The organism is Pelagibius litoralis (assembly GCF_011683915.1).
Lineage (GTDB): Bacteria > Pseudomonadota > Alphaproteobacteria > Kiloniellales > Kiloniellaceae > Pelagibius > Pelagibius litoralis.
The window spans coordinates 109891-124351 of record NZ_JAAQPH010000011.1 but is presented as its reverse complement, the minus strand read 5'-3'; the positions used below and the strand labels follow the sequence as shown (position 1 = coordinate 124351).

Here is a 14461-nt window from a genome sequence, read left to right as displayed (position 1 = left end):
GGCCGGCGCACAGAAACCGATTCGGCGCGGTTAGAGCGTCGGCAGCTCTTCCCGGCGCGGCAGATCAGCGCCACGCCGCCCGCAGGTCACACCAGCCGCTTCGACAGCGAAAGCGACGATACGGCGACAATCGTCGAGCGGCAGGTTGACCAGACCTTCCCGCGTTGCCCTGCCAAGTTCCTGCAGGCCGCAAAGCAATGCCGCCTGAAAGGTATCGCCGGCCCCCACGGTATCAACGGTATCGACCTGGCGGCCGGGCGTCTCGAACACCTCACCGCGCAGGGAGACCAGGGCTCCCTCGGCACCTCTGGTTATCACCACAAGCTGCACACCCTGGCGATGCCAGGCAGTCGCGACTTCGCAGGGGCCAGTGGCTGGGAAAAGCGTCTCAAGGTCTTCGTCGCTTACCTTTATGAGATCGGCCGCCCTAGCAAAGGCCTCGATCCGCTCGCGCCAGCGCAAGGTGTCCGGTTCGACGTTCAAGCGCACGTTGGGATCGAGAGAGATAAGGCTTTGGCCGGTCTGCTGACGCGCAAGCGCCAACAAGGTGCTGCCGGTCGGCTCAACCACCAGCGAATAAGAACCGAAATGCAGCCCCGTGATGTCTTCGGAGAGTGAGGGGAGATCAGCCGGGCCCAGCGCCCGGTCTGCCGCCTCATGGCCATAGAAGCTGTATTGCGGAACACCGCTCTCATCCAGACCGACGAGCGCCAAGGTTGTCGGATTGACCTTGCTGACGACAAAGCGGGTATCGACACCCTCTTCACGCAGCACCCCTTCCAGACGCCGGCCCAGCGGATCGCTTGAGATTCCGCCGAACAGGGCCGCCGCGCGCCCAAGCCGCGAAAGGCCGATGGCGACATTAAAGGGTGAGCCGCCAATGCGCGCATCAAGGCTGAAGCCTGTCGCCGTCTCTTCCGAGAGAAAGACATCGTAGAGGGCCTCGCCGCAAATCAGAAACATCTCGTTCTAACCCAAACCATTGAAAAAAAATGGGGCGCGAAGCTGCTTGCTCATATCGCGCCCCAGGCAAGTCGGCGGCCCACCATGGCCGGACCGCCGCAGGGAGACTTCCTTAGTTCAAAACCGCACCTTCGGGCAAAGCAATGTCCGCCGGTGGTTCCATCGCGCCGGTCATGATCGCCACGGCATCCGACATCGAAAAATCCTTGGGACGAATAACCGCATGACGCCGGCTCAGCCGGTGGATATGAATGCGGTCGGCGACCTCGAAGACATGGGGCATGTTGTGCGAGATCAGGACAATCGGCATGCCCCGCGACTTCACATCCTGGATCAATTCCAGAACGCGCCGGCTTTCCTTCACACCCAGCGCCGCCGTCGGCTCGTCCATGATGACGAACTTTGTGGCGAAGGCAGCGGCCCGGGCAACGGCGACACCCTGGCGCTGGCCGCCGGAGAGGGTCTCCACCGCCTGGGTGATGGACTGCACCGTCATCAGGCCGAGTTCCGTCAGCTTATCGCGGGCGAAATCGCGCATCTGCTTTTTGTCGAGCATTCTGAAAACCGAGCCGGCGATGCCATCTTTATAGATCTCCCGCCCAAGAAACATGTTGTCCGCGATGGACAACGCCGGTGAAAGCGCAAGGTTCTGATAGACGGTTTCGATACCGGCATCCCGGGCCTCCATCGGTGAGGAGAAACTGATCGCCTCGCCATCGAGCCGGATTTCGCCTTCGTCGATCTGAACCGCGCCGCAAAGCGCCTTCACCAGGGTCGACTTGCCGGCACCGTTATCGCCGATGATGGCGAGGACTTCGCCGGGAAAGACTTCAAAGTCCGCGCCGTCCATGGCGGTCACGCGGCCATAGCGCTTGGTGAGACCACGTCCGGTCATGACTGGTTGCAGGCTCATGCGCTGACCCTCCTGATCCACTGGTCCATAGCCACGGCAACGATGATGAGCAGGCCCACCGCAAAGGTCTGCCACAGCACGTCGACGCCGCCGAGTTTGAGGCCGGAGCGGAACACGCCGACGATCAAGGCGCCGAAGAGCGTCCCGAAGATCGCGCCCCTGCCACCGAACAGCGACGTGCCGCCAATGACCACCGCAGTAATGGCATCCAGGTTGCCTTCGTAAAAGGATTGCGGCGAGGCCGAACCGACGCGGCCGATGGCCGCCCAGCCGCCGAGCGCACAGAGAAAACCGGCAGCGCCATAGACAGACAACAGCACGCGGTCGGTGCGGATGCCGGAAAGCTCCGCCGCCTCCCGGTCATCGCCGACGGCATAGACCGCGCGCCCCCAGGCGGTCCAGTTCAGCGCATACCAAAGCACGATGAAGATACCGACCATCAGGAAAGAGCCCAGAGTAAACTGGGCGCCGAGCAGCTCCACCCGGAGGCCGAAGATCTTCAGCAGCGGCGCCGTGGCGTCGATATCCTGGCTGCGGATCGTCTCGGATTCCGAGTACCAGAGGTTCAGGGCAAAGAAGATCGACCAGGCCCCCAGGGTAACGATGAAGGGCGGCAAGCGCAGCTCCAGAGCCGGCCCGAAATTGAGCCAACCGACAACCAGCCCCCCGATGATCCCGATCGGAACGACGTAGATCAGCGGCAGGTCGAGGCTGAGCAGAAACACCCAGGCAAGGACGGTCACGGCGATCGGCACCAGACGCGCGCGCGTTGCCAGGCTGCCGTTGAACAGGCCGCAGGCCAGCCCGACCCCCAGGCCGATAACGACCGCCAGGATCGAGGGAACGTCGCCCTGAACCGCCAGCCGCCCCATTACCATGTAACTCAACACCATAATCGCCGCGACGCTGAGGTCGATGCCGGCGGTCAGGATCACCAGGGTCTGGGCAGCGCCCAGAATGCCGATGACGGTGACCTGCTGAATGATCAGCGAGAGATTGAAAGCCGAGAAGAAATTGTTGGCGATCAGTCCGAACACCAGGCAACTGAGAATCAGCACCACCACCGGCGCGGCGGTCGGATTGGCGTGCAGGAAGTGATGAAATCTGGCGAGCGGCGAATTGTCGTGCACCTCGAACGAGGCAGCCTCAGTGGAGCTTTGCTCAAGAACTTTCTCGAAATCCTGAGGTCCGCGCGGCGGCACCGCCTGATCGTCGGCCATAGCGATTCCTCCCAAATTTTTTCTATGCCGAGTTTTCTGGTTGGGGAGGCGCTTGAAAACGCCTCCCCAAGCTTCTGCACCTCCCGGTGCAGTGCTTCGGCTAGATGCCGATCAGCCCCAGCACTTCTTCAGCGCTTCTTCCGACGTGATGGAAGGAATGCCCTCGACAGGCTGGTCGGTGACCAGCTCGACACCGGTGTTGTAGAAGCTGAGACCTTCGGAATTCGCCGGCTTCTTGCCGGTCTTGGCGAACTCCGCCACCGCTTCGACACCGAGAGAGGCCATCAGCAACGGAAACTGCATGGAGGTTGCGCCGATGACGCCGTCCTTCACGTTCTGAACGCCGGGGCAGCCGCCGTCGACGGAAACAATCAACACCTTGTCGGCAAGGCCGAAAGACTTCAGCCCTTCATAGGCACCCGCCGCCGCGGGCTCGTTGATGGTGTGAATGATGTTGATCCCCGGATCCTTCTGCAGAAGGTTCTCGATGGCGGTGCGTCCGCCTTCTTCCGAGCCCTGCGTGGAATCGCCACCGACGATACGCGGATCGTCTTCGTCGTACATCTTGTCGATGTTTTTCACATCGACGCCGAAGCCCTTCAGGAAACCCTGATTGCGCAGCACGTCGACGGTGATCTGCGCCTCCGATAGGTCCAGGGTGGCGATCTTGGCCGTCGCCGTGTCGCCCATCTTCGCCGCCGCCCACTGGCCGATCAACTCACCGGCCTTGAAGTTATCGGTCGCGAAGGTCGCATCAGCCGATTCAGCCGGGTCGAAGGGGGTGTCCAGGGCAATGACCAGAAGACCGGCCTCGCGTGCCCGCTTCACCGTATCAGCCAGGCCGGCGGGGTCGGAGGGCGTAATCAGGATGCCCTTGGCGCCAGCGGCGACAAGGCTTTCGATGGCTTCAATCTGGGCTTCGTTGTCGCCGTCGTACTTGCCGGCGAAGGTGCGCAGCTCAACGCCCATTTCCTTGGCCTTGGCTTCGGCACCCTGGCGCATCTTCACGAAGAAGGGGTTGGTGTTGGTCTTGGTGATCAGGCCGACGATGACGTCGTCAGCCAGAACGGGGGTCGTAAGGCTGCTCATCGCAAGCAGGCTGAAAGCCGTCAAAGCGGCGGTAACTCTGGGTTTCATGGCGGTATCCTCCCTTAAGGGGCGTGACGAATTTTAACGTTTCGTTTTTCCGGAGCTTCAATGGCCTGACCGAACACCGGACCGGCCGCTCCTTATCCTCCGATTTAAACGCTGGCCGTGTGGTATGTCAATAAATAAATCAAATTGAGTTTCTTATTGGCAGCGACTCCGGGATAAGGCATGATGTTCTCGAATAAACAGCACCGCCGAGGGCCCCCGCCCTCTATATTGGGCGGAACAGGCCCGAAAAAGGGCCGCTGGCGTCACCAAGGGAGGAAGACGATGAAGACAATCCAAGGAGGCACCGGCACCCTGACCCGTCAGTCGATGGCTTTCGTCCTGGCCGGCGGACGGGGCAGCCGCCTGGAGGAACTGACCGACCGCCGGGCAAAGCCGGCGGTCTACTTCGGCGGCAAAAGCCGGATCATCGATTTCGCCCTCTCCAACGCAGTGAATTCCGGAATCCGACGGATCGGCGTGGCGACCCAGTACAAGGCCCATAGCCTAATCCGCCATTTGCAGCGCGGCTGGAACTTCTTTAGGGCCGAGCGCAACGAAATGCTGGATATCCTGCCCGCCTCCCAGCGCGTCGACGAAGGGCATTGGTACCTCGGCACGGCGGACGCGGTGACCCAGAATATCGATATCATCGAGAGTTACGGCGTGAATTACATCGTCGTGCTGGCCGGCGATCACGTCTACAAGATGGATTATGGCGTGATGCTCGCCCAGCACGTCGATTCCGGCGCCGACGTAACCGTCGGCTGCATCGAGGTGCCGCGCATGGAGGCGACGGGATTCGGCGTCATGCACGTGGATGAGACCGCCCGCATCATCGAGTTCTTCGAAAAGCCCGCCGACCCGCCGGCAATTCCCGGCAACCCCGACCAGGCCCTGGCATCGATGGGCATCTATGTCTTCGACACCGGTTTCCTGATCAACCTGCTGCGCAAGGACGCCGCAGACCCGGCTTCCGACCACGACTTCGGCAGGAACCTCATCCCCCATATCGTCAAGAACGGCAAGGCGATCGCCCATAAGTTCTCCGATTCCTGCGTGATCACCGGTACGGAAAAGCACCCCTACTGGCGCGACGTCGGCACCGTCGATTCCTTCTGGCGCGCCAACATCGACCTGACCGACTTCGAGCCCGAGCTCGATATCTATTCAACAGACTGGCCGATCTGGACCTACGGCGAAGTGACACCACCGGCCAAGTTCATTCATGACGAAGCCGACCGGCGCGGCTCCGCCGTTTCCTCCATGGTTTCGGGCGGCTGTATCATTTCAGGGTCCAACGTTTCCGAAAGCTTGCTCTTCACCGGGGTTCACTGTCATTCCTTCAGCCAACTGGAAAAGGTGGTCGCCCTGCCCCACTGCGTCATCAATCGCAATGCCCGGCTGTCCAACGTCGTCCTGGATCGTGGCGTTATCGTTCCCGAAGGTCTTGTCGTCGGCGAGGACCCGGAGGAAGATGCGCGTCATTTCAGGGTTACGGCCAACGGCGTAACCCTGGTGACCCAGAAAATGATCGACGCCCTGGATTCGTAGACACTGCGAACTCTCGCCTGCTTTGGAATTTTGACTGCATGAAGGTTTTGTTCGTCGCTTCGGAGTGCGTGCCCTTCGTGAAGACCGGTGGGCTCGCCGATGTCGTCGGGGCGCTGCCCGCAGCCCTGGCCACAGAAGGCGTCGAGGTTCGCGTGCTGCTGCCGGCCTATCCCCCGGTCAAGGCGGCCCTGTCCGATCCGGCGGTCCTGCGGCAGTTTCCGAAGTCCTTCGGCGGGCGCGGACAGCTCATTGCCGGACCGGCGCAAGGGCTCGACGTACTCGCGCTGGACGCGCCCCATCTCTACGACCGGCCCGGCAATCCCTACCTCGGCCCGAACGGCAAGGACTGGCCCGACAATCATCTGCGCTACGGCGCGCTCTGCCGTGTCGCCGCGCGCATCGCGACGGAGGGCTGCGACGGCTGGCAACCCGACCTGATCCATCTGCACGACTGGCAGGCGGGCCTCACCGCGGCCTACCTGAAACTGGGCCGACGCCCGGCGCCGCCGTGCATGATCACGATCCACAACATCGCGTTCCAGGGCCTGTTTCCGCCCGCGACCCTGGCCCCGCTCGGCCTGCCGAAATCTGGGTTCCAGCTGGAAGGCTTCGAGTACTTCGGCAAGATCGGTTTCCTGAAGGCCGGTCTGGTCTATGCCGACAGGATCACCACCGTCAGCCCGACCTATGCCCGCGAGCTGACCAGCCCCGAGTTCGGCATGGGGCTGGAGGGCGTGATCGCCGCGCGGCGGGCCGAGGTCAGCGGTATCCTGAACGGTATCGACCTCGACACCTGGAACCCCGAAACCGATAAAGAGATCGCGGCAGGCTACTCGGCCAGAGGGCTCGTGCCCAAGGCAGAGAACCGGAGGGTCCTGGCCGAGCGTTTCGGACTGGCCCCTGATACCCCCGCGCCGCTGTTCTGCGTGGTCAGCCGGCTCACCCGCCAAAAGGGCCTCGACCTGTTGCTGGAGACGCTGCCGCGCCTGCTGGCGCGCGGCGCCAGCCTGGCGATCCTCGGCTCCGGCGACGCCGATATGGAGGCCGCCTATGTAAAGGCGGCGCGCGACAACCCGGGCCGGGTCGGGGTCGTCATCGGCTATGACGAGGCGCTGTCCCATCTCATGCAGGCCGGCGCCGACGCCATTCTCGTACCCTCGCGGTTCGAGCCCTGCGGCCTGACCCAGCTTTACGGCCTGCGCTACGGCACGCTGCCGGTGGTCGCGCGCACCGGCGGCCTGGCAGACACCGTGATCGACGCCAACGAAGCAGCCCTGCAGGCGGGCGTGGCAACCGGCTTTCAGTTCGCGCCCGTCGCCGCGGCGCCCCTGGCCGATGCCGTCGACCGGGCCTGCGATGTTTTTGCCGACAAAAAGCTATGGACCGCAATGGTGCGGCGGGCGATGAAACATCCGGTCGGTTGGGAGACCTCCGCCGCAGCCTACGCGAGGATCTACCGCGAAATGACCGGGCCGGGACGTAACGGGGCCGGAATATGAAGATGGCTGGAGAACGCAGCCTGCGCGCCGGACGGCCAGATCCGCTGGGCGTCCACTGGGACGGTCGCGGTGCCAACATCGCGGTGTTCTCGGAAAACGCCACAAGGATCGAGCTTTGCGTGTTTTCAGAGGACGGCAAACGGGAGATCGAGCGGCTGAGCCTGCCGGAGAAAACCGGGGCGGTCTGGCACGGCTATCTGCCCGGCCTGACGCCGGGAAGTCTCTACGGCCTGCGCGCCCATGGCCCCTACGCGCCCGAACAGGGACACCGCTTCAACCCCCACAAGCTGCTGCTTGACCCCTATGCCCGCGCGCTGCACGGCGCCTTTAGCACCGGCGAGACAACACTGGGCTACGACCCCACCGCGGCGGAAGCCGATCTGTCGTTCTCCACCAGCGACAGCGCCGCAGAGATGTCCAAGTGTGTGGTCACCGAGGCGATGGCGCCGGTACCCGACGACGAGCGGCCCGACATCGCCTGGGCCGACAGCATCCTCTACGAAGCCCATCCCAAAGGCCTGACCCGGCTCTGGCCGGCGGTGCCCGAGGCCTTGCGCGGCAGCTATGAGGCGCTGGCCTGCGCGCCCGTCCTGGAACACCTCACCGCACTCGGCGTCACGGCGGTGGAGCTGATGCCGGTACAGGCCTTCGTCGATGACCGATGGCTGGTGCAGAAGGGCCTGGTCAACTACTGGGGCTATAACTCCATCGGCTTTTTCATGGCCGAGCCGCGCTACTTCGGACCCAAGGGAGCGGCGGGGTTTCGAGAAACGGTCCGCCGGCTTCACGGCGCCGGGATCGAGGTCATTCTGGACGTGGTCTACAACCACACGGCCGAAGGCGACCAAAGCGGCCCGACCCTGTCGTTCCGTGGTCTCGACAACGCCGCTTACTATCGCCTGCAGGACGACCAGCCGCGCTACTACGTGAACGAGACCGGCTGCGGCAACACCCTGAACGTCGCCCATCCCCATGTTCTGCGCCTGGTGCTGGACAGCCTGCGCTGGTGGGTCGAGGCCATGGGCGTCGACGGCTTCCGCTTCGACCTGGCAACCACCCTGGGACGCGAAGCCCAGGGCTTCGATCCGGCGGGCGGATTTTTCGACGCGTTGCGCCAGGACCCGCTGCTGTCCAAGGTGAAACTGATTGCCGAACCCTGGGACCTGGGGCCCGGTGGCTACCGTCTCGGTGAGTTTCCGCCCGGCTTCGCGGAATGGAACGACGGATTCCGCGACGGCCTGCGCAAGTTCTGGCGCGGCGACGCCCACAGCGCCCAGGAAATGGCCGAGCGCCTGCTGGGTTCGGCGGCAAGCTTCGACCACAGCGGACGCCGCAGTTGGTCCTCCGTGAACTTCGTCGCCTGCCACGACGGCTTCACGCTCGCCGACACCACGGCCTACAGCGAAAAGCATAACCAGGCCAACGGCGAAGACAATCAGGACGGCCACCAGGAGAACTACAGCGACAACTGCGGCGCAGAAGGCGAGACCCAGGACCCGGAGATCCGCCTGCGCCGGGCACAGCGCCGCCGCAACCTGCTGGCCACGGTGTTCCTGGCTCAGGGTACACCCATGCTGCTGGCCGGCGACGAAATCGGTGCCAGCCAGCAGGGCAACAACAATGCCTACTGCCAAGACAACGAAATCTCCTGGATCGACTGGTCGGCCGCCGACAACGCCTTCCTCGGCTTTACCCGCCGCCTGATCGCCTTTCGCAAGGCCCATCCCTGCGTCAGGCAAAGCTGGTTCCTGCACGGCCGCGAACGCAGCGAAGACGGCGAAGCGGACGTGAGCTGGCTCGGCCTCGACGGCGGGGCGGTCGACTGGGATGACCCGGCACTCGCGGGGTTCTGCCTGCTGCTCAGGGAATCGGCCGAGGCGCCGGCCTATGCGACCGACGGCGATGTCGTGGCCGTCGTCTTCAACGGATCGGACAAGCCGGTATCGACCCGCCTGCCCGGCCTGCCGGGCAAACAGATCTGGCTGCGCGCGCTGGATACCGCCCAACCGGAAGCGCCGAAAGCAGTCTGCAAAAACACCTCGCAGGACATCCCGGCGCGAAGCCTGGTGGCTTTTGAAACCGGGTTGCTGCTGTGATGCCCCGTTCCGCCGGCAGCACCGCACTGCAGGACCTCGCCGGGATCATGGGGGTGCTGCCGCGCTGGCGCGACCTTTCGGGCAGGGAGCATGTAACGGGGCCGGAAACCCAACGCGCCCTCCTGACCGCCATGGGCCTTTCGGTCGAGACAGAGACCGCGGCAGCGGCCACCCTCAAGACACGCCAGGACGAGGAGGCCAAGCGCCGCATTCCCAAGGAGCTGGTCTTGAACGCGGGAGAGCGGACCGCGATCCCGCTGACCGCGCCCGTGAAGTGGCACCTGGAGTTGGAACAGGGTGAGGTTCTCTCCGGCGACGGCGAAGATCGGATCGTCATCACACCGCCGCCCGGCCTCCACCGCCTCCACGTCGGCGACCAGACCGGCCTGGTGATCTCCGCGCCCCGGCGGGCGCCCTCTGTACAGGATGTCGTGGGGCCGCAAGGGGATCGCGGCCGGGCCTGGGGCGTCACAGCCGCGCTCTACGGCCTGCGCTCCGCGCGCAATCTCGGTCTCGGCGATTATGACGACCTTGCCGTTGCGGCTGCGCAGTTGGCCCGGCGGGGTGCCGACTTCATCGGCATCAACCCGCTGCATGCGCGCGGGGCGGCCAGCGACGACATCAGCCCCTATGCGCCCTCCTGCCGAACGGCCTTCGAACCGCGCCACATCGCCCTCGATGCGGTTCCCGGGTTCGACGACTGCAGCGAAGCCCGGCAGTTGATCGACGCGAACGCCGACCGCCTTGCCCAGGCCCGGGCAGGCACACTGGCGGACTACGCCACGCACGACACCATCCAATCGCCGGCTTTGCGTGCCCTTTTCCAGGCCTTCCGTTCAGCCGCGCAGGAAGCCGCTACCGACCACGCCGCCTGGCGGAAAGACCGCGGTGCCGCCCTGGCAGGCTTTGCCCTCTTCGAAGCGCTTTCCCTGCGGCATGGCGCGGACTGGCGGCGCTGGCCCGGCGCTCTACAGGACTCCAAAGGCAGCGCCGCAGGGGACTTTGCGGTGGAGAATGGCGGGGAAATCGCCTTCCACACCTGGCTGCAGTGGCTCGCGGACCGCCAGCTCGGCCGGGCCCAGGCGGCAGCAAAGGGCGCGGGGATGCGCTTTGGCCTTTACCTCGACCTGGCCGTCGGCGTGCGCCCCGGCGGCGCCGACACCTGGACCGCGCCGTCGTGTTTCGCCGAGGGAGTCTCGCTGGGTGCGCCGCCGGACGCCTTCAACCCCGGCGGACAGGTCTGGAATCTGGCGCCGTTCAACCCGATGGGCCTGCGCGCAGCGGCTTACCAGCCTTTCATCGCGATGCTGCGCAGCGCCATGCACCATGCCGGCATCATCCGTATCGATCACATCCTGGGCATCAACCGCAGCTTCTGGGTGCCGGAAAACGGTTGCGACGGCGGCTACGTCGCCTACCCCATGGAAACACTGCTCGCCCTGATCCGCCTGGAGGCCCGGCGCAGCGGCTGCATCGTCGTCGGCGAAGACCTCGGCTCCGTTCCCGATGGCCTGCGCGATCACCTGGCGGAGGCGGGGTTGTTGGGTTGCGCGGTGATGCAGTTCGAAAAAAAGGACGGGCGCTTCCGGCCACCCGCCGACTATCGCCCGGCGACCCTCGCCAGCTTCGGAACGCACGATACCCCGACCCTGCGCGGCTGGTGGTCGGGCTGGGATATCGACCTGCGCCACGACCTCGCACAAAGCCGGAGCGCCGCAAGACAGGCCGAGCAGCAGAAGCGCAGCCTGGACCGCAGCGCCTTGGCCGGGCTGCTGGTTCAAGAGGGATTGCTGCCCGGTGATATCGATCCTGCCGCACCGCCCTTGGAAGCCAACGATGCCATCGCCGCCGCCCTGCACGGCCTCCTGTCCAGCGCGCAGTCCGGCTTGATCGCAGTGCAGCTTGACGATGCCTTGGGCGTAGTCGAACAGCAGAACCTGCCGGGCACGGTGACTGAATATCCCAACTGGCGCCGCCGTTATCCCATTGGCGTCGACCGCCTTGCCGAGGACGAAGGGCTCGCCGGCATTGCCGAGACGCTCGCACCGGCCTCTCCCGAAGATCCGGTCAAAAAGGAGAACCAGCCTTGGCTGTGAAGACCGTCGCAACGAAGCCCATCGAGGGCCAGAAACCCGGAACCTCGGGCCTGCGCAAACAGACCCGCGTGTTCATGGAACCGGGCTATCTGGAGAACTTCGTCCAGTCCATCTTCGATGCCATCGGCGGCCTGCAGGGAAAAACCCTGACCCTCGGCGGCGACGGGCGTTACTTCAACAAGCGCGCCATCCAGATCATCCTGAAGATGGCCGCGGCCAACGGGGCGGCCCGCGCCCTGGTGGGACAGAACGGCATCCTCTCCACACCGGCGGCCTCGGCGGTGATCCGCGCGCGTAAAACCGACGGCGGCCTGATCCTCTCGGCCAGCCACAACCCGGCGGGCGAAGACGGCGACTTCGGCCTGAAGTACAACATCCCCGCCGGCGGTCCGGCGCCCGAGGCGGTGACCGAAGCCATCTACCGGCACAGCCGGGAAATCCGGGAATACCATATTCTGGAGGCGGCGGACCTGGACCTCTCCACCTGCCGCGAAGTGCAGCAGGGACCCATGACCGTCGAGATCATCGATCCGGTGACGATCTACGCCGATCTCATGCGCAAGCTGTTCGACTTCGATGCCATCCGCGCACTCTTTGCCGGGGGTTTTTCGATGCGCTTCGATGCCATGCATGCGGTTACCGGACCCTATGCCCGGGCGATCCTGGAGGGCGAACTGGGCGCGCCGGAGAGCACGGTCATCAACGCCGCGCCCCTGCCCGACTTCGGCGGCGGCCACCCCGACCCCAACCCGGTCTACGCCAAACCACTGTTCGACCTGATGATGGGCCCTGACGCGCCGGACTTCGGTGCCGCTTCCGATGGCGACGGCGACCGCAACATGATCCTCGGGCGCGGGGCCTACGTGACCCCCTCCGACAGCCTGGCGGTATTGGCGGCAAACGCCCGGCTGGCACCGGGCTATGCCGCAGGCCTCAAGGGGATCGCAAGGTCGATGCCGACCAGCCGCGCCGCCGATAGGGTTGCCGCCAAGCTCGGCATCCCGGCCTTTGAGACGCCGACGGGCTGGAAGTTCTTCGGCAACCTGCTAGACGCCGGCAAAGCGACGCTCTGCGGCGAGGAAAGCGCCGGCACCGGCTCCGACCATGTCCGTGAAAAGGACGGCCTCTGGGCGGTGCTGCTATGGCTCAACATCATCGCCCGGCGCGGCGAATCGGTGCAGGAGATCCTGAATGCGCATTGGGCCGACTACGGCCGCGACTATTACTCGCGTCACGACTATGAGGGCGTCGACAAGGCCGCCGCAGAAGCGCTGGTGGCGGACCTGCGCGCGCGCCTGACGGAACTGCCCGGTCAAACCTTCGCCGGTCTGACCGTCGCCGCCGCCGACGACTTTTCCTACAACGACCCGGTCGACGGCTCGACATCGAGCGGACAGGGCCTGCGCCTGTTTTTCGCGGAAAACGCGCGCGCCGTACTGCGCCTTTCAGGAACCGGAACCGTGGGGGCAACCCTCAGGGTTTATCTGGAACGCTTCGAGGACGATCCCGGCAAGCTGGCACTCGATGCACAAGATGCCCTGGCCCCGGTGACCGCCGCTGTCGAGGAGATCACCGGGCTGAAATCCCGCCTCGGCCGCGACGGCCCCGACGTGCGGACCTGACCTTGACCGGAATAATAAATCACCAGGAATTATTTGCCTGGGACAGGAGAAATCAGCATGCTGGGCCAAGCAGATATGTCTGACAGGCAACGGCACCCAACCCCGGCACGAACGGCGCTGACCAGCATGCAAGGCGACAACCAGATCCGCGGCGGCGACCAGCTTGGCCTGCGCGCCTACAACAAGCGGATGATCCTCAACCTGATCCGTCAGGCCGGCGCCCTGCCGAAGGCCGAGATCGCCCGCCTGACCGGGCTGAGCGCCCAGGCCGTTTCCGTCATCGTCAACGCGCTACTGAAGGAAAAGCTCGTCCGCAAGGAAAAGAAGGTGCGCGGCAAGGTCGGACAGCCCCATACGCCGATCGCGCTGAACGCCAACGGCGTGTTGTCGGTCGGCGTCAAGATCGGGCGGCGCAGCCTGGAGCTGATGCTGGTCAACTTTCACGGCGAAGCAATCGTCTACCAACAGTTCCCCTACGCCGCGCCGCGCCAACGCGCGGTGGCCGCGCTGCTGCGGCAGGAGCTGGCGAACCTTCTGGCGGGCGTCGACGAAACACTGCGCGATCGCATCATCGGCGTCGGCGTGGCCATGCCCGGTCAGATCTCGGCCTGGACCGATGTCATGGGGCTCGACCCTGCGGAACTGATGGACTGGGACCAGATCGACATCGTTGCTTTCATTGCCGAGCAGACCGGCCTGCCGGTGGAAATCCACAACGACGCCACGGCGGCCTGTGCCGCGGAAATGGTTCTGGGGGGCGCCCTCACCTTCTCCAACGCGCTTTATCTCTACGTCGGCACCTTTATCGGCGGCGGCGTGGTCATCAACGGACAGTTGTTCGAAGGGGCACAGCACAACGCCGGCGCCCTGGGCTCCATGCCGGTCGCAACCGCGGGCGGCGGGCGCGAGCAACTGATCCGCCAGGGCTCGCTTTTCCGCCTGGAAAGGACGCTCCGCGAGGCCGGCATCCGCGAAGCCGGAATGATCGCCGACCTGGTCCAGGACCCTCGCGCCAAGGACGCCTTTGGCCAGTGGCGGCAATCCGCCGCCGCGCCGGTCGCCCAGGCCATCGCCGCCGCCCTCAGCGTCATCGACTTCGAAGGCGTGGTCATCGATGCGATGCTGCACCCCCCTGAAGTCGAGGCCTTCGTTCAGGATGTGCGCGACGCCCTTCTGAGGATTGACATGACCGGCACGAGCCCCATGGTGCTGCGCCATGGCAGTATCGGTCCGAAAGCCCGTGTCACAGGGGCGGCCCTGCTGCCGCTGATCCGCCAGTTCTCGCCCGATCAGGAATTGTTGGTCAAAAAGGCGGTTGCCGCCGCCTGACGACCATTGATCACAGCACGTTTTATGCTTTGCCG

The 14461-nt window shown here is 64.8% G+C and carries 10 protein-coding genes; 6 read left to right on the top strand and 4 right to left on the bottom strand.

The window, feature by feature from the left end; translation table 11 throughout:
• Window positions 1–30: 30 nt before the first annotated feature.
• The 4 genes from HBA54_RS15215 to HBA54_RS15200 form a co-directional block, all read right to left on the bottom strand.
• Complete coding sequence (locus tag HBA54_RS15215; RefSeq protein ID WP_167226075.1) at window positions 31–963, bottom strand: carbohydrate kinase family protein; 933 nt, start codon at window positions 961–963, stop codon at window positions 31–33.
• A 112-nt stretch (window positions 964–1075) separates the two neighbouring features.
• A complete protein-coding gene (locus tag HBA54_RS15210; RefSeq protein WP_167226074.1) occupies window positions 1076–1876 on the bottom strand; it encodes an ATP-binding cassette domain-containing protein in 801 nt (266 codons plus the stop codon).
• Window positions 1873–3096, bottom strand: a complete 1224-nt coding sequence (locus tag HBA54_RS15205) for an ABC transporter permease (RefSeq protein ID WP_167226073.1) — start codon at window positions 3094–3096, stop codon at window positions 1873–1875. Before HBA54_RS15205 ends, HBA54_RS15210 begins: the two co-directional genes overlap by 4 nt.
• 111 nt (window positions 3097–3207) lie before the next feature.
• Window positions 3208–4233 (bottom strand): sugar ABC transporter substrate-binding protein, encoded by a 1026-nt coding sequence (locus tag HBA54_RS15200; RefSeq protein ID WP_167226072.1) that lies wholly within the window; start codon window positions 4231–4233, stop codon window positions 3208–3210.
• Window positions 4234–4515: 282 nt separating this feature from the next.
• On the opposite strand from HBA54_RS15200, the gene glgC reads away from it, so the two are divergent.
• Genes glgC through HBA54_RS15170 form a run of 6 tightly spaced genes read left to right on the top strand, consistent with a single transcriptional unit; the run spans window position 4516 to window position 14426 of the window.
• Entirely contained in the window at window positions 4516–5784 is a 1269-nt protein-coding gene (gene glgC, locus HBA54_RS15195; protein ID WP_167226071.1) for a glucose-1-phosphate adenylyltransferase, read from the top strand.
• A gap of 38 nt (window positions 5785–5822) precedes the next feature.
• On the top strand, window positions 5823–7283 hold the full coding sequence (glgA, locus tag HBA54_RS15190; protein ID WP_167226069.1) for a glycogen synthase GlgA: 1461 nt from the start codon (window positions 5823–5825) through the stop codon (window positions 7281–7283).
• Window positions 7284–7285: 2 nt separating this feature from the next.
• Window positions 7286–9379 (top strand): glycogen debranching protein GlgX, encoded by a 2094-nt coding sequence (glgX, locus tag HBA54_RS15185; RefSeq protein WP_167226067.1) that lies wholly within the window; start codon window positions 7286–7288, stop codon window positions 9377–9379.
• Entirely contained in the window at window positions 9379–11475 is a 2097-nt protein-coding gene (gene malQ / locus HBA54_RS15180) for a 4-alpha-glucanotransferase (RefSeq protein ID WP_167226065.1), read from the top strand. Before glgX ends, malQ begins: the two co-directional genes overlap by 1 nt.
• Window positions 11472–13097: an alpha-D-glucose phosphate-specific phosphoglucomutase gene (locus HBA54_RS15175; protein ID WP_437126204.1), complete on the top strand. Its 1626-nt coding sequence runs from the start codon at window positions 11472–11474 to the stop codon at window positions 13095–13097. The genes malQ and HBA54_RS15175 overlap by 4 nt, the downstream gene beginning before the upstream one ends.
• A 57-nt stretch (window positions 13098–13154) precedes the next feature.
• Window positions 13155–14426, top strand: coding sequence for an ROK family transcriptional regulator (locus HBA54_RS15170; protein ID WP_167226061.1), 1272 nt, complete (start codon window positions 13155–13157; stop codon window positions 14424–14426).
• Window positions 14427–14461: the final 35 nt, after the last annotated feature.